This is a genomic window from Pseudomonas syringae KCTC 12500 (assembly GCF_000507185.2).
GTDB classification, from domain to species: Bacteria; Pseudomonadota; Gammaproteobacteria; order Pseudomonadales; family Pseudomonadaceae; genus Aquipseudomonas; species Aquipseudomonas syringae.
The window spans coordinates 58,951-75,716 of sequence record NZ_AYTM02000002.1 but is presented as its reverse complement, the minus strand read 5'-3'; the positions used below and the strand labels follow the sequence as shown (position 1 = coordinate 75,716).

General features: G+C 60.1%; 12 protein-coding genes. 8 read left to right on the top strand and 4 right to left on the bottom strand.

The features are described from left to right. Window positions 1–15 precede the first annotated feature (15 nt). The 3 genes from V476_RS00825 to V476_RS00815 are packed head-to-tail and all read left to right on the top strand — an operon-like array spanning window position 16 to window position 4,497. Window positions 16–1,812, top strand: coding sequence for a type I secretion system permease/ATPase (locus V476_RS00825; RefSeq protein ID WP_024961197.1), 1,797 nt, complete (start codon window positions 16–18; stop codon window positions 1,810–1,812). Further along, entirely contained in the window at window positions 1,809–3,146 is a 1,338-nt protein-coding gene (locus tag V476_RS00820) for an HlyD family type I secretion periplasmic adaptor subunit (protein WP_024961198.1), read from the top strand. Before V476_RS00825 ends, V476_RS00820 begins: the two co-directional genes overlap by 4 nt. A gap of 1 nt (window position 3,147) precedes the next feature. Then, entirely contained in the window at window positions 3,148–4,497 is a 1,350-nt protein-coding gene (locus V476_RS00815) for a TolC family outer membrane protein (RefSeq protein WP_024961199.1), read from the top strand. Here the strand turns inward: V476_RS00815 and solA are convergent, their stop codons facing one another. The 3 genes from solA to V476_RS00800 form a co-directional block, all read right to left on the bottom strand. After that, entirely contained in the window at window positions 4,498–5,673 is a 1,176-nt protein-coding gene (gene solA / locus V476_RS00810; RefSeq protein ID WP_024961200.1) for an N-methyl-L-tryptophan oxidase, read from the bottom strand. 441 nt (window positions 5,674–6,114) lie between these two features. Then, window positions 6,115–7,698 carry an aldehyde dehydrogenase (NADP(+)) gene (locus tag V476_RS00805; protein ID WP_004417305.1) on the bottom strand — a complete coding sequence of 528 codons (1,584 nt, stop codon included), beginning with the start codon at window positions 7,696–7,698 and terminating at the stop codon, window positions 6,115–6,117. Between the two features lie 263 nt (window positions 7,699–7,961). After that, window positions 7,962–8,852: a LysR family transcriptional regulator gene (locus tag V476_RS00800; protein ID WP_024961201.1), complete on the bottom strand. Its 891-nt coding sequence runs from the start codon at window positions 8,850–8,852 to the stop codon at window positions 7,962–7,964. Between the two features lie 104 nt (window positions 8,853–8,956). Between V476_RS00800 and V476_RS00795 the strand changes: the two genes are divergently transcribed. Beyond that, window positions 8,957–9,496 (top strand): GNAT family N-acetyltransferase, encoded by a 540-nt coding sequence (locus tag V476_RS00795; RefSeq protein ID WP_003395744.1) that lies wholly within the window; start codon window positions 8,957–8,959, stop codon window positions 9,494–9,496. 113 nt (window positions 9,497–9,609) lie between these two features. After that, entirely contained in the window at window positions 9,610–10,254 is a 645-nt protein-coding gene (locus tag V476_RS00790) for a TetR/AcrR family transcriptional regulator (protein ID WP_003343422.1), read from the top strand. A 38-nt stretch (window positions 10,255–10,292) separates the two neighbouring features. Here the strand turns inward: V476_RS00790 and V476_RS00785 are convergent, their stop codons facing one another. After that, window positions 10,293–13,034 carry a beta-glucosidase gene (locus V476_RS00785; protein WP_024648643.1) on the bottom strand — a complete coding sequence of 914 codons (2,742 nt, stop codon included), beginning with the start codon at window positions 13,032–13,034 and terminating at the stop codon, window positions 10,293–10,295. 495 nt (window positions 13,035–13,529) lie between these two features. Here V476_RS00785 and V476_RS00780 point away from each other — a divergent pair, with 495 nt between their 5' ends. The 3 genes from V476_RS00780 (at window position 13,530) to gspF (ending at window position 16,764) form a co-directional block, all read left to right on the top strand. After that, window positions 13,530–13,757, top strand: a complete 228-nt coding sequence (locus V476_RS00780) for a hypothetical protein (protein WP_003317922.1) — start codon at window positions 13,530–13,532, stop codon at window positions 13,755–13,757. Window positions 13,758–13,840: 83 nt separating this feature from the next. Further along, window positions 13,841–15,565, top strand: coding sequence for a type II secretion system ATPase GspE (gene gspE / locus V476_RS00775; RefSeq protein WP_003411582.1), 1,725 nt, complete (start codon window positions 13,841–13,843; stop codon window positions 15,563–15,565). After that, entirely contained in the window at window positions 15,562–16,764 is a 1,203-nt protein-coding gene (gspF, locus tag V476_RS00770) for a type II secretion system inner membrane protein GspF (protein ID WP_003417566.1), read from the top strand. The genes gspE and gspF overlap by 4 nt, the downstream gene beginning before the upstream one ends. Window positions 16,765–16,766 lie beyond the last annotated feature (2 nt).

Genomic DNA, 16,766 nt, shown 5'->3' with positions numbered 1-16,766 from the left:
CATCAAGGAACAACCATGAGTGCGTTGCCCCAAAGCGCCCGGCTGCCGCTTTATAAAGCGCTGGCTGACTACAAGAGCGCGTTGATTGGTGTCGGTTGCTTTACTGCGCTGATCAACGTGCTGATGCTCGCCCCATCGATTTACATGCTGCAAGTCTATGACCGCGTACTGACCTCACAGAACCAGACCACTCTGGCCATGCTGACGCTGATGGTGGTCGGGTTTTTTGCGTTTATCGGCTTGCTGGAGATGATCCGCAGCTTTGTGGTGATCCGCATCGGCAGCGAGCTGGAGAAGCGTTTCAATCTGCGCGTCTATCAGGCCGCGTTCGAGAGCAACCTGCACGCCGGACAGCGTCAGGCTGGACAGGCGCTGGGTGACCTGACCTTCATCCGCCAGTTTCTCACCGGGCCGGCGCTGTTCGCGTTCTTCGACGCCCCGTGGTTTCCCATCTACCTGGCGGTGATCTTCCTTTTCGACCCCTGGCTAGGCGTGCTGGCCAGTGTGGGGACGGTGTTGCTGGTCGGACTGGCCTGCCTCAACGAATGGCTGACCCGCAAACCGCTGGCCGAAGCCAGCGGCTACTCGCAGCAGTCTGCGCAATTGGCGACCCGACACCTGCAACAGGCCGAGGCGATCCAGGCGATGGGCATGCTCGAGGTGCTGCGGCGTCGCTGGTTTCATGTGCACGGGCGCTTTCTGGCCTTGCAAAACCGTGCCAGTGATACGGGAGCGGTGATCAGTTCGATCAGCAAGGCCCTGCGCCTGTGCCTGCAGTCGCTGGTGCTTGGCCTGGGCGCACTGCTGGTGATAAATGGAGACATGACCGCAGGCATGATGATCGCCGGCTCGATCCTTATGGGGCGGGTCCTCAGCCCCATCGACCAACTGATCGCAGTCTGGAAGCAATGGAGCTCTGCACGCCTGGCTTACGGGCGCCTGGACCAGCTACTCAAGACCTACGCCGAGCCCGCGCCGCGCATGCCGCTGCCGGCACCGCGCGGTCAGATCAGCGCGGAACAGGTCAGCGCTGCCCCTCCGGGTAAAACGTCGCCGACGATTCAGCAAGTGAGCTTCCAGTTGCAAGCCGGTGAAGTGCTCGGCGTGCTGGGCGCATCCGGCTCCGGAAAATCGACCCTGGCACGCGTGCTGGTTGGTGTCTGGCCAGCGCTGGGCGGCACGGTACGTCTGGACGGGGCCGATATGCATCGCTGGGACCGAGAGGCGCTGGGTCCCTATATTGGCTATCTGCCGCAGGACATCGAGCTGTTCGGCGGCAGCGTGGCAGAAAACATCGCGCGCTTTCGCGAGGGCGACGCGAGCGCGGTGGTTGCTGCCGCGCAACTGGCGGGCGTGCACGAACTGATTCTGCGCCTGCCTCAAGGCTACGACACGCGGCTGGGCGATGATGGCGCCGGCTTGTCCGGCGGTCAGAAACAGCGCGTCGCGTTGGCCCGTGCGCTGTACGGCGACCCGCGACTGGTGGTGCTCGATGAGCCCAACTCCAATCTGGATGCTGCGGGTGAGGCGGCCCTGACTCAGGCGATTGCCGAACTCAAGAGCCGCGGCTGCACCGTTGTGCTCGTCACCCATCGTACGCAGTCGCTGAACCAGACCGATCGCCTGCTGGTGCTGAGCGAAGGTCGCATGCAGGCATTCGGTGCCACGGCTCAGGTGTTGCAGGCCTTGTCCGGGCAGCCATCGTCAGCGCAAGCAGCGCAAGCGCATCCTCAATCGCAATCTCGCCCTGCACCTGCCGGGCTTTCCATGAGCCGTCAGTACGGCACGCAGAACAGGCAGTCCGACGTATGAACAGCCCTATCGACACTCATTACGCCGTGCCGGGCAAGGAGCGCGGCGTGCAGTTCTTCGTTCGCGCCGGCTGGATTCTCATGCTGGCGGGGGCGGGCAGTTTCTTTCTGTGGGCCAGTCTTGCGCCTCTGGATCAGGGCATTGCCGTGCAGGGGACGGTGGTGGTGTCTGGCAAACGCAAGGCCGTGCAGTCGCTGGATGGCGGCGTGGTCAGCAAAATTCTGGTCAGTGAAGGCCAATTGGTGAAAGAGGGCGAACCGCTGTTTCGCCTTGATCAGACTCAGGTCGAAGCTGACGTGCAATCGTTGCGAGCCCAGTATCGAATGGCCTGGGCCAGCCTGGCGCGTTGGCAAAGCGAGCGCGACAACCTTGACGAGGTGCGTTTTCCCGCAGAACTCATTGCCGCCGGGCAGGGGCAAGACCCCGACCCACGGCTGGCGCTGGTGCTTGAAGGGCAGCGGCAGTTGTTCAGCAGCCGACGCCAGGCCCTGGCGCGCGAGCAGTCCGGCCTGCAGGCGAGCATCGAGGGTGCCGGATTGCAGCTCGCCGGCATGCGCCGTGCACGCTCGGATCTGATGGCTCAGGCTGATTCGCTACGCAAGCAACTGAGTAACCTGGAGCCGCTGGCGCAGAACGGGTTCATTCCCGGCAATCGCCTGCTGGAGTTCCAGCGTCAGCTTTCTCAGGTGCAACAGAGCCTGGCGCAAAACGCAGGCGAAACCGGACGTATAGAGCAAAGTATCGTCGAGTCGCGCTTGCGCCTTCAGCAGCAGCGTGAGGAGTACCAGAAAGAGGTGCGCAGCCAATGGGCCGATGCCCAGGTCAAGGCGCTTACCCTTGAGCAGCAACTGACCTCGGCCGGTTTCAGTCTGCAACACAGCGCCATCCTGGCGCCGGCGGATGGCATCGCCGTCAATCTGGGCGTGCACACCGAAGGTGCGGTGGTGCGTGCCGGCGAAACCCTGCTGGAAATCGTCCCACAAGGCACACGGCTTGAAGTTGAAGGGCGGCTGCCAGTGCAACTGATCGACAAGGTCGCTAGCCATTTGCCGGTCGACATTCTGTTTACCGCGTTCAATCAAAGCCGTACGCCGCGGGTTTCCGGCGAGGTGAGCCTGATTTCTGCCGACCAGATGCAGGATGAAAAAACCGGCCAACCGTATTACGTCCTGCGCACCTCGGTGGGCGACGCGGCGCTGGAAAAACTCAACGGGCTGGTGATCAAACCCGGCATGCCCGCTGAAATGTTCGTGCGCACGGGTGAACGCTCGCTGCTCAATTATCTGTTCAAACCTTTGCTGGACCGTGCCGGCTCCGCGTTGACGGAGGAATAGGATGTTTCGCCATCCCCTTAAAGCCGCTTTGCTGACGGCCATTCTGCTGAGCACTGCACCCTTGAGCCAGGCCATGGGCCCGTTTCAGGTCTATGAACTGGCGCTTCGCAATGACCCGGTTTATCTGGGCGCGCTGAAGGAGCGCGACGCGGGTCTGGAAAACCGGGTGATCGGTCGTGCCGGCTTGTTGCCCCGCGTGTCATACAGCTACAACAAGGGGCGCAACGATTCCAAGGCGACCCTCAAAGGCAGCACTCAAGACACCACTGATCATCGCAACTACAACAGCTTTGGTTCGAGCCTGACGGTTCAGCAGCCATTGATCGATTACGAGGCGTACGCCAATTACCGCAAGGGACTGGCCCAGGCGCTGTTTGCCGACGAGACCTTTCGCAGCAAGAGCCAGGAGTTACTGGTGCGGGTGTTGACCCTGTACACCCAGGCACTCTTCGCCCAGGACCAGATCAATATCGCGCGTGCCAAGCAGCAGGCGTTCGAACGCCAGTTCGCGCAGAACCGGCAGATGTTCGAGCAGGGAGAGGGCACGCGCACCGATATTCTCGAAGCGGAGTCGCGCAACGAACTGGCGATTGCCGAGCAGATCGAAGCCAGCGATGAGCAGGACGCGGCCTTGCGCGAGCTGGCGGCGTTGCTGGGCGAGCCGAGTATCGATGTTGCGCAGCTGGAGCCCTTGAGGGACAGCTTTCAGGCGTTGGTCCTGGCGCCGTCCAGCTTTACCGAGTGGCATGCGCTGGCGATGGCCAACAGCCCGATCCTGGCTTCGCAGCGTCAGTCCCTGGAAGTGGCGCGATACGAGGTGGAGCGCAATCGCGCGGGGCATCTGCCGACGGTGAATGCCTACGCAAGTATCCGTCAGAACGAATCGGACAGCGGCAACACCTACAATCAGCGTTACGACACCAACACGATAGGCATCGAGCTCAGTCTTCCGCTGTACGCCGGAGGGGGCACCAGCGCCTCGGTGCGCCAGGCCAACAGCAAGCGCGAGCAGGCTGAATACGAGCTGGAGGGCAAGACCCGCGAAACCCTGATCGAGCTGCGTCGCCAGTTCAACGCCTGTGCGTCAGGGGTGGGCAAGTTACGCGCCTACCAGAAGGCGCTGATCTCGGCGCAGGCATTGGTCGAATCGACCCGCCAGAGCATTCTGGGTGGCGAGCGCATCAGCCTGGATGCCCTCAACGCCGAGCAGCAGCTTTACAGTACTCGTCGCGATCTGGCGAAAGCCCGTTACGACTATTTGATGGCCTGGATCAAGCTGCATTACTACGCCGGCACCTTGCGCGACACCGATCTGGCGCGCATCGACGAGGCTTTCGTGGTGGCGCGCTGATCAGCACTGCCTGGCGAAACGCTGCAGTGAAAAGGCCGAGAGATCCACATCGCTCTCGCCTTCGATACAGCGTTGCGCCAGCGCCAGTCCGAGCCCGGCCGAATGTTTGAAACCGTGGCCGGAACAGGCTGAGACCACCGTCACATTTTTCAGGTGCGGGTGTTCATCGATGATGAAGTGGCAGTCCGGCGTGACCGTGTAAGCGCACACCGAAGACTTGACCACCTTTGGCGTCAGTCCCGCAATCCTGCCCTGCACCTGAGTGCGGAACATTTCCTGTTCTTCCCGCGCGGTAATGGTGCGGTCCAACCGGTCAGCCGCTGACGTCTCGAGGTATTGCTCAGTGGCGACCTTCATGCTGTTTTCACCGGGCAGCGGCGGGAAGCCGTAATTGACATCGGCGTCGCCCGGCCCGTGAATCAGGATGAAGCTTGGCGACGGCGCAGCAAAGGCAGCCTCATGCTGCAACTCGAACCAGAACAGCTTTTGCCGGCACACCCGCAGCAGGTCGCTGAACGGTGCGCCGAGTAAACCGGCCGACCACATGCCCGCGCTGACCACGACCTTGTCGGCGATGATCGAGCCCTTGTCGGTGGTGATTTGTACCTGATCGCCATGCGCCTGCAATTGCGTGACCGTCTCGTGGGTCAGCAAACGTGCGCCGTGTTGTCTTGCCAGCTTGAGCTGTACGGCGATGCAGCGCTCGGGCCGAACGAATCCGCCCTCTGGTTCGAAATAGCCGATGGCGCTATCCAGCACAGGAGCGAACTGAGGGAAGCGCTCGCGAATCGCTGCGGCCGCCAATACCTCGTGCCTCACCCCATAAGCGCGGGCCAGCGCGATGGTCTGATGGGTGAAGTCGTTGACGTCCTCTGGATCGTAAGCGGGGCTTGAAGTCATCACCAGCACTCCGCACTGCTCGAACAGCGACTCGCCGCTCAATGCTTCAAGTTCGCGCCAGATGCGCTGCGAGCTGCGTACCAGTGGCAGGTATTGCGGACCTTCACCGGCCGACAGCCGCGTGATGCGGGTATCGCCGTGACTGGAGCCTTGTGTGTGCGGAGGGTCGTAGCGGTCGATGCCAATCACATCGACTCCAGCCTTTGCCAGTTGATAGGCAGTGGCTGCACCCATGGCACCCAGGCCGAGTACGGCCACTTTACAACGCTGTTGCATAGGGGAGCCTCGATAAATCGTCTATCTCACTATGGACAGCCTGTCGAATCAACCGCCAAACGTGCATAAGGTTATGTCAGGCGACCTCGTGGGCCATTACGGATGCCATCACACCGGGATTGCAGGCGCCCGTCAAAAATTTACGCTTGCACTGCTCAGGGTTTTTAAGGTCCGAAATCGATGAAAAGTTGTCCACGGAAATCGTGGGTATGTCTGTGGGTAACTTTTTGAAACCCTTGTTACACGTGGCTTACAGCTGTGTGGTTAATTTATGAACAGCCCCTGTTTTGCACTTCTATGGTGCTGCCGTCAGGGTACAAAACCGGTCCGCTATAAGCGACTTCGGGCACAAAAAAGAAATATTTCCAAAAAAAAGCGCGACCCTCATCAGGTCGCGCTGCTGTGTTGTGGATGCTGTGTTGCGGATTTAGCCGATGGCGATTACGCGACAGGCTGATCACTCCATTCGCCATTGACCAGACGACGCAGGCCCAACGGGTTGGCGTTCTGCAATGCAGGTGGCAACTGGCTGTCCGCCAGGTTCTGATAGCACACGGGGCGCAGGAAACGGTCGATGGCCAGGGTGCCCACCGAAGTACCGCGTGCGTCCGAGGTGGCCGGGTACGGGCCGCCGTGAACCATGGCCTCGCAGACCTCGACACCGGTCGGGTAGCCGTTGAACAGAATGCGCCCGACTTTCTCTTCGAGAATCGGTTGCAGCCAGTTGTACTGGCTCAAGTCCGCAGGCTCGCCGATCACCGTCGCAGTCAGCTGACCACGCAAGGCTTGCAGCGCGTCTTTCAACTGCGCATCGTCAGCGACTTCGATCAGCAGCGTGGTCGGGCCGAAGACTTCCTCTTGCAGCAATTGATCACCGTTCAGCAGCAGGCTCACGTCAGCCTTGAACAACTGCGCTTGCGCCTGCTTGCCTTCCTGAGGCTTGCCGGCCAGATGCGTCACGCCAGGATGCGACAGCAGATGTTCCACGCCCTTGCTATAACTGCGCAGGCCACCCGCGTTGAGCATGGTCTGCGGAGCCTGACTGCCCATCTGTTCGGTCAGTTGCTCGATGAATGTCGAGAACGCCGGGGAGCGCAGGCCGATGACCACGCCGGGGTTGGTACAGAACTGACCGGCACCCATGACCACCGAGCCGGCAAGCTCCTTGGCCACGGTTTCACCACGTGCCTGCAAGGCGCCTGGCAGCAGCACGACCGGATTGATACTGGACATCTCGGCAAACACCGGAATGGGTTGTGGACGCTCGGCAGCCATTTTGCACAGCGCGTTGCCACCGTTCAGCGAGCCGGTGAAACCAACCGCCTGGATGGCCGGGTGCTTGACCAGGCCTTCACCGACGCCGTTGCCGAAGATCATGTTGAACACGCCTTTGGGCATCTGCGTACGCTCGGCAGCGCGAATGATTGCGCTGGCCACCAGATCGGCAGTCGCCATGTGACCGCTGTGCGCCTTGAATACTACCGGGCAACCGGCGGCCAGTGCTGCTGCGGTATCACCGCCCGCAGTGGAAAACGCCAGCGGGAAGTTGCTTGCCCCGAACACAGCAACCGGGCCCACGCCGATGCGGTACTGGCGCAGGTCGACGCGTGGCAACGGCTTGCGATCTGGCAACGCCAGGTCGATACGTGCACCGACGAAATCACCGCGGCGCAGGACCTTGGAAAACAGACGCATCTGGCCGCTGGTGCGCCCGCGCTCACCCTGAATACGCGCCTGGGGCAGAGCGGTTTCCTGGCAGACGATAGCGACGAAGTCATCGCCAAGCCCGTCGAGTTCATCAGCAATGGCGTCGAGGAAATCCGCGCGACGGGCCGGGCTCAGCTGACGAAATTCCGGGAATGCAGCCTTGGCAGCCAGTGCCGCGGCGTCGATTTCGCCGTCGGTGGCCTGATGAAAGCTGTAAGGCAGCTCTTCACCCGTGGTGGCATCCAGGCTTTTTTGCAGGCTCTGGCCCAAAGCGCTGCGGCCGCCAGCGATGAAGTTCTGGCCGAGAATGTTAGGCATCGGTATCTCCTGTTGTTTTGAGGTTGGAGGTCGGCAGGGAAGGTATCCGGACCGGCGCTCCTTATGGGTTGCCGAGTTGCTTTACAGATTGTCAGTGATGGGGCGTCTAAAAGCAGGCCAGCCATCATTTTTTCAGTTACCAGTGGGCAGTCATCGTACAACCTGATTCGCCGCCTGTGCAACTGTCGACCTTATTTGCCAGGCCGAGTGCCTTTGCTCTTTATAGTGCATGGGCGCAATCAAGCCTCTATCGTGGCGCGCCTTCATGACCTTTTGAGGTCTTGCAGCGCATCCAGTACCTGACGCAGGGCTTTGCTGACCGGTTTGTCCTGGCGTAAGGCAATTCCCAGCGTGCGAGTCAGCGCTGTTGCCAAGGGCAGCACTTGCAGGCCGCGGCGATGGTGCAGCGCAGCAACGGCCATCCGCGGCACGATGCTGTAGCCCAGGCCTGCAGCGACCATTTCCTTGATCGCTTCAATGCTGCCCAGTTCCATGACCGGTTTTACCCGGATCCCGGCATGCAGGAACCATTCATCGATCAACTGACGCGTGCTGCTGCCGGCTTCGAATACGACCAACGGCTGTGCGCTGAGGCGCTCCTGGGTCATGTGTGCCGGCATCGGTCGCTGGCTGCTGGCGAAAATCGCGACGAACTCATCTTCAAGCAGCGGCGTGATGTGCAGACTGCGGCCAGAGGCGGGCAGGGTGACCAGCGCCAGATCCACGAGGTTTTCTTCGACCGCCTTGAGGATGCCTTCGGTGTTGCCGGTGCTGACGCGCACATCCAGTTCGGGGAAACGCCGACGCAGCGCCTGCAACATGGGCGGCAGCAGATGAATACACGCTGTTGCGCCGGTGCCGATGGCGATTTTTCCTGCAATGCCGCTGGCATGGCTGGACAGCGCCTGCAGGGCGTCTTCGACCACCGCATCGATGCGCGCGATATGCTCCAGCAGTACATTGCCTGCGGAGGTAGGTTTGAGGCGTTTGCCGACCCGTTCGATCAGTTGCAGCTTCAGTTGATCTTCCAGCTGTCGCACCTGCAGGCTGACCGCGGGTTGGGTCAGGTGTAAACACTCCGCCGCCGCAGAAAAACTGCCATGGGCAACGACCAGCGAAAATGTGTGCAGGTGATTGAGGTTCAGCCGACGCATGACAAAGTATTTCTTATGCTGTGGATGACAAATCATAGCTTTTTTAATGTCGTGGTGAGCGGCATCATTGCGGCCATTCACAGACATTCGTACAGAGCCTGGACATGACTTCAACCTTTGACCTGCGTGACGCCCGCGACGATGACATGCCTGCTGTACAGGCGATCTACGCTGACCACGTGCTGCACGGGATTTCCAGCTTCGAGCTGGAGCCGCCTGACCTGGCCGAATTGCTGCAGCGTCGTCGTATGGTCCTTGCGAAAGGCTTGCCGTATCTGGTCGCTGAGCGCGGCGGAGAAATTGTCGGCTATGGCTACGTTACGCCGTATCGGCCACGTCCAGGCTACCGCTTTACCGTCGAGGATTCTGTGTACGTGCGCGATGGACTCGGCGGTCAGGGGATCGGCCAGGCGCTGTTGAGTGCTCTGGTGCAGCACTGTGAAGCGGGCGGCTGGCGGCAGATGATTGCGGTTATCGGCAACAGCCAGAATATCGCGTCGTTGCGCCTGCATGAGCGTCTTGGCTTTCGCCGGGTCGGGGTGTTCGAATCGGTCGGTTTCAAGCATGGCCGCTGGGTAGACACGGTGCTGATGCAGCGCATGCTGGGCGAAGGTTGGGGAAGTGTTCCGGTGGAGCGCACCTGACCTTGCCATGGCTCTGCTGTACAAGATGAAATTGTCGAACAATCCGGCTCAATAGCGTTGCCAGCGCTTGCCTGAATCGTTAGGGTACGCGGCTGTTCAAGAAGGAGCCTGATATGACTCGGCATGACCCCACGGAAACGGGCACGGCAGTCACCCGACAGCGACGCGCGCCAAAGGGCGAAAAGCGCCGCGAAGAACTGCTCGATGCGGCACTGCAAGTGTTTTCCCTTGAAGGCTATACCGGCGCTTCAGTGGCCAAGGTAGCAGCCATCGTCGGTATTTCCGTTGCCGGATTGCTGCACCATTTTCCGAGCAAGATCTCGCTGCTGATGGGCGTGCTGGAGCGACGCGACGAGGTCAACGGCCGAATTGCTGCCGAAGTCCGCACCGATAACACCTTGACCGGTCTGCTCGGCGGCTTGCGCGCGATCAACCGCTCCAACGCCACGGCACCCGGCGTGGTACGAGCGTTTTCGATCCTCAATGCGGAAAGTCTGCTGGAAAACCAGCCTGCCTATGAATGGTTCCAGACGCGCTACGAGCGTATTCACGCGCACTTGCTGGGACAGTTTTCGGCCTTGGTGGAGCGCGGGGAGGTACGTGCGGATGTGGATCTGGACAAGATTATCCGGCAGCTTCTGGCGATGATGGATGGCTTGCAGATTCAGTGGTTACGCTTTCCCGATCAGGTGGATCTGGTCGAGTGTTTCGATACCTACATTGCGCAGGTCGATGCAGCGGTAAGGGCTCGTCCTTGAGCCTTTATTTGTCCGTTTACCTTTCAGTCGGCTAACGCTTACTCAACGGTCTGCTTGAATACACCGCCGGTCTTGACCGGTGGTTTCTCGACCAGAACCGAGTTCAGAGCGGAGCGTGGCAGCGGGTTGCTGGTGGTGGTCGACAGTTCCTGACGGAACGAGTTGACCAGCTTGGCGTTCAGGCGGATGTCCTGCGACGACGAACCGAGCGAGATGTTGAAGGTGTCGGCATCGACCACCCACTGCTTGCTCTTCTCATCGAAGTAGGCCAGCGAGCGGTCATTCAGCTCGATGGTCACACGCTTGCTTTCACCCGGCTTGAGGAACACCTTCTTGTAGCCTTTGAGTTCCTTGATCGGACGCTCGACTTTCGGGTTCTGCTGGCCCACGTACAGCTGGGCGACTTCCGAACCACCGACCTTGCCGGTGTTGCTCAGGTCGAAGGACACCTTGATCGGCGTGTTGCCGACCGCGACGCCTGGCGTCACCTTAATGTTGCTGTAGCCGAACGTGGTGTACGACATACCGTAACCGAACGGGTAGAGCGGCTTGATGCCTTTCTTCTCGTATCCGCGATAACCCAGCAGCAGGTCATCCTTGTAATCCATGTCGGTCAGAGTGTTCTGATTGTCGAATTTCGGGAAGGAAGCGTAAGCCGGGTTGTCTTCGATGTTGCGTTCGATACTGATCGGCAGTTTGCCCGACGGGTTGACCTTGCCGAACAGGATCTCGGCCAGGGCCTGACCACCGTTCTGACCTGGGTAGAAGGCGTGCAGCGCTGCTGGAACCTGTTCGATCCAGTCGCTCATCTTCAGACCCGTACCGCCATACATGGTCACCACGGTATTGGGGTTGACCTTGGCGATGTTCTGGATCAGCTCGTTCTGGAACTCAGGCAGATCGAAGCTGTGGTCGAAACCTTCGCCTTCGTATTCGTTGCTGTTACCTACGGCAACCACGACGGCGTCATAGCCGGACAGGTCCTGAGGAGCGTTCAGCGAGGCGGAGCTCAACTGCACACCTACCAGGCCGCCCATGGTCGACAGGTAGCCGGCACGACGCGAGTACTCGAGCTTCACGTCGTAAGACTGGCCCGCTTCCAGGTTGATCTTGGCGAACTCTGGAATGGTAGGCGGAATGCTGTTGCCCGGAAGCGGCTTGCCGTCACCGTTGTCGATGATTTTCTTGCCGTTGACCCACAGACGCACGGCGCCGTCGGCACGCACCTTGAACACTTGCTCGCCGCTCTGGGTCGGGGTGACCTTGCCGGTGTAGCGAATCGAAGTGGACGATGTATCGCCATTCAACTGGCCAGCGGTCGAGCCTTTGGTGGTGTACGGATCGGACGTCGAAGTGTTGCTTTCGAACGGCAGGTTCTTGTCGTTGGCCCAGTCCAAGTCAACGTGCTTCTCGGTGCGGGTGACAGCGGCATCGCCAGACCAGTTGGTGTTGCTGAAGTACTCGGCCTTCATGCCTTGGACTTCATTGCCAGTTGCGTCGGTGGTGGTCCAGGCACTGGTGCTTGGGTCCAGCGACAGGCCTTCGATGAAGTCGACCTTGGCGTTAGGCGCGATTTGCTGCAGACCGCTCAATTCGCTGACGTAATGGCTGGCCATGACGTTGGCGCTGCCGAAACCGGTCGGTGGCGAGTACTTGGCCAGGGTGCCGACAACGGCGATTTTCTTGACTTTCTGCTTGTCCAGCGGCAGCAGGTTGTCCTGGTTTTTCAGCAATACGATACCTTCACGCGCAGCGTTCAGAGCAACCTTGTTGCTGGTCGAGCTGTTCATGTTGTGCGTGGTCAGCGGCGTCTTGCTGTCGAACTTGTACAGGTAGATCTGCTTGAGAATACGACGGACCTTGTCGTCGATGGTCGCAGCGCTCAGGTCGCCGGCGTCCAGATGCGGCTTCAGCACGGAGCTGTTCATCTGGTAGCCCATCATGTCCAGATCGGTACCGGCGCGGGCAGCGTTGAAACCGTGAACGACAGCGTTGTAGTCGCTCTGTACGAAGCCTTTGAAGCCCCATTCCTTCTTCAGGATCTGGGCGATCAGGTGCTCGCTTTCGCAGGCGAACTCACCGTTCACTTTCTGGAAAGCGCACATCATCATCGCCACGTTGCCGTTTTTCGACGACGATTCGAACGCAGGCAGCGACATTTCGCGCAGCACGCGCTCTGGCATTGTCTGGTTCAGATTGAAGCGGTTGCTTTCCTGATCGTTAGCCGCGTAGTGCTTGGCGTTGGCCCATACACCACGAGACTGGATACCGTTGATGACACCTGGTGCCAGGCTGGCGCCGAGGAACGGGTCTTCACCGGAGAGGTATTCGAACGCACGGCCGCCGAACGGCATGCGGTACAGGTTGACGCCGGGGCCAGTGATGAACTGGTAGCCGCCGACGGCAGTGTCATAGCCCAGCGCACGGCCGAGGTCGATGGCACGACGCGGGTTGAAGGTGGCGGCCAGGTTAGGGCCGGACGGGTAGACAACACCCTGATCGTTGCCTTCGCTGGTGTAGCGCACGCCCACACCGCCGTCAGCGCCATGGATCTGCGGGACGCCGTAGTTGGTCAGTGGCTTGACGTCCCAGCCGCCGGTGCCGCCAATGTAGGCCAGCTTTTCTTCCATGGTCATCTTGGCCAGGGTTTTCTGTGCGGCTTTTTCGGCGCGATCTTCACGCCCTTGTTGTACGGTCGGGTCAGCGGCGTGCACCTGGGATACTGCCAATGCCAGCAAGGCCAGCGCCGAATGCGCGCCTATCATCTTTCGCTTGTTCATATTGCTCTCCAACTGCGTTTCAAATAACTGTCTGCCTGCGCACGTGCGCAGGATAAATGCGTTCTTATTTACTGCTTTCGGCCAACTTTTCTGTGGGCAACAGTTTCCCGTCGTCGCGTTTATTCCCTGTTTCAAGGGCGCGAGGTAGGACTCCTTAGTTACCGTATTAGTTTTGTTTGGCGTTTCTTTTTTTACTTGCCGAGCGCTATCAAATTGATATCACGTGATGGCGTTTTGAATCTGCAAAACGATACAATTAAGTATAAAACAAGGCATAAATGTCAAATAAAAGCGTATTTTTCTTTGATTTGGTAATTTTTCTTTACATCTGAGGAACTCTTGTTAAACCTACTGGTCGATGGGTTTAAGATTTTTCAGGATGAAGAAAGACAGCTCGCAAGTTGCGACATGTGCTGTGCGCTAGTTCTTGGCCGTTTTCTACAACTGCTCCGTTTTTTTGCGGGGCTCTTTTTGTTTTTTTGAGGAGTTAATACGATGAAGTTTTCCATGATGAGTGCCGGTGTGGTGTTGGGTCTTGCCCTGAGTGGTGCAGCCTTTGCCGACGACGCGACGGATACAGATGCAACTTCCGGCGCCAGCGACGAGACCGTGATGACCCAGACTCAGGACGCCAAGGCGGCTCAGAAAGCGCAAAACCAGAAGACCGAAACTACAAAAGGCGGTCGCCCGCAGAACGCAACCCCTCAAAAGCAGTCAAACTGATCGTTTGAAGCCTTTGAGCGCAGCACTCTCCGGTCGGAGAGTGCTGTAATATGTCCCTCCGAAGTAGCAAAATGCCCTCATTCATGCCGTCAGCTCCCGTCGAAGTTTCCCGTCTGCTCATTCCGGATGCCCAGCAGGTTTGCGCCTGGCTGATCGAAAATGCCGGTCTGAAAACGGCCGATCTGGAGCGCGCGCAGCGCTTGCAGCAGGAGTCGGAAGGCACTGAGTTGCTCGGGCTGCTGACGCGTCTGGGCCTGGTTTCCGAATTCGAACTGGCCCGCGCATGGGCGGCATTGCTGCAGGCACCGTTGTTGCTCGCCGATGCTGTACCACCGCTGCTGGACCCTTTGCCGCCGCTGACCGAACGCTTCATGCGCCACTATCAAGTCGTACCGGTAGGCTGGAGCGATCAGGGCCTGCAAGTGCTCAGCGCCAACCCTGGCACGCTGTACCCGTTTCAGGCCATCGCCTACGCCTGCGAGGTGCCGGTGCGACTGTCCATTGGCCCGCGCAACGAGGTTGAAACCCTTATCGAGCGCTACTACGGGCAGGGCCGCTCGGCGATGGGCACCCTGATCGAGAACCTGGATGAGGAGGGTGGCTCGCTGGAAGACATCGAGCACCTCAAGGACCTGGCCTCCGAAGCGCCGGTCATTCGTCTGGTCAACCTGATCCTGCAGCGCGCGGTCGAACAGCGTGCGTCAGACATTCATATCGAGCCCTTCGAGAGCCAGTTGAAGGTGCGCTATCGCATCGACGGTGTCTTGCACGAAGCCGAAGCACCGCCGTCCAGCTCTTCGGCGGCGGTGATTTCCAGGGTGAAGATCATGGCGCGGCTGGACATCGCCGAGCGTCGTCTGCCGCAGGATGGCCGGATCATGCTGCGTATCCAGGGCAAGGAGCTGGACCTGCGGGTATCGACAGTGCCCACCAGCTTTGGCGAATCGGTGGTCATGCGTCTGCTGGACCGGCAGACCATCAACTTCGATTTCCCGAGCCTGGGTTTCGATGGCGAACGGCTGGACGAATTTCTCGACGTGCTGGAGCGTCCGCACGGCATTCTGCTGGTTACCGGCCCGACCGGTTCCGGCAAGACCACCACGCTGTACACAGCGCTGTCACGGCTCAATACGGCCGAGCGCAAGATCATCACCGTTGAAGACCCGGTCGAGTATCAGCTCGAAGGTATCAACCAGATTCAGGTCAAGCCATCCATCGGCCTGGATTTCGCCGGAGCGCTGCGCTCCATCGTGCGTCAGGACCCGGATGTCATCATGATCGGTGAGATGCGCGACCTGGAAACCTGCCGTATTGCCATCCAGTCCTCGTTGACCGGTCACCTGGTGCTCTCGACCCTGCACACCAACAGCGCGGCGGCGAGTATTACCCGCTTGCTGGACATGGGCGTCGAAAGCTATCTGATCGCGTCGACGGTCAACGGAATTCTGGCTCAGCGTCTGGTGCGCCGCCTCGATCCGGCAACCCGTGAAGCCTTCGATGCGCCACCGGAGCTGATCGCCGAACACGGGCTGGAGCGTTTCACTGACGAGCGGCCGATCCGCCTGTATCGTCCACGTGCCGATGCGCCCGGCGGCGGCTATCGCGGCCGTAGTGCAATCACCGAACTGCTGGTGATGAACGAAGAGCTGCGCAGTCTTTTGATGCGCCACGCCGACGCCTCGACGCTGGAAGAGGCTGCCCGACGTGGTGGCTTGCGCACACTGCATGAAGAAGGCCTGCGTCAGGCCGTTGCAGGGGTGACTTCGCTGGAAGAGGTGCTGCGCGTCACCCGTGGTGAAGGCACATGAGCCTGTTCAAGTACCGCGCGCTGGATGCTCAGGGTGCGCCGCAGAATGGCACGCTGGAGGCCCGCGATCAGGACGCCGCCATTGCCGCGTTGCAGAAGCGTGGCCTGATGGTTTTGCAGGTCGATGCTGCCGGTCTGGGCGGTTTGCGTCGTGCGCTGGGCAGCGGTTTGCTCAATGGCGCGGCGCTGGTCAGCTTCACCCAGCAGCTCGCAACGTTGCTCGGCGCAGGCCAACCGTTGGAACGATCGCTTGGGATTCTGCTCAAACAGCCTGGACAACCGCAGACCAAAGCGTTGATCGAGCGCATCCGCGAACAGGTCAAGGCTGGCAAGCCGTTGTCCGTGGCACTTGAAGAAGAGGGCAGCCAGTTTTCGCCCCTCTATATAAGCATGGTCCGCGCCGGTGAAGCCGGTGGCGCACTGGAAAGTACGCTGCGCCAGCTGAGCGATTACCTGGAGCGCAGCCAGTTGCTGCGTGGCGAGGTGATCAACGCGCTGATCTATCCGGCCTTCCTGGTGGTAGGCGTGTTGGGTTCCCTGGCGCTGTTGCTGGCCTACGTGGTGCCGCAATTCGTACCGATCTTCAAGGATCTCGGCGTGCCGATTCCGTTGATCACCGAGGTTATTCTCAACCTCGGAGAGTTTTTGAGCGACTACGGGCTGGCGGTGCTGGCGGGCCTGATCGCGTTGATCTGGGGCATGGCCATTCGCATGCGCGACCCGCAGCGTCGCGAGCGCCGCGATCGCCGTTTGCTGGGCATTCGGGTGATCGGTCCTTTATTGCAGCGCATTGAGGCAGCACGTCTGACTCGAACCCTCGGGACGCTTTTGACCAATGGAGTGGCGTTGTTGCAGGCGCTGGTGATCGCTCGCCAGGTCTGTACCAATCGTGCCCTGCAGGCGCAGGTCGAGCAGGCGGCCGAGTCGGTCAAGGGTGGCGGTACGCTGGCCAGCGCATTTGGCGCGCAACCGCTGTTGCCGGATCTGGCGCTGCAAATGATCGAGGTCGGCGAACAGGCTGGCGAACTGGACACCATGCTGATGAAGGTCGCCGATGTGTTCGACGTCGAGGCCAAGCGCGGTATCGACCGCATGCTGGCCGCACTCGTACCGGCGCTGACGGTAGTGATGGCAGGCATGGTCGCGGTGATCATGCTGGCCATCATGCTGCCGCTGATGAGCCTGACCAGCAATATCTGAAT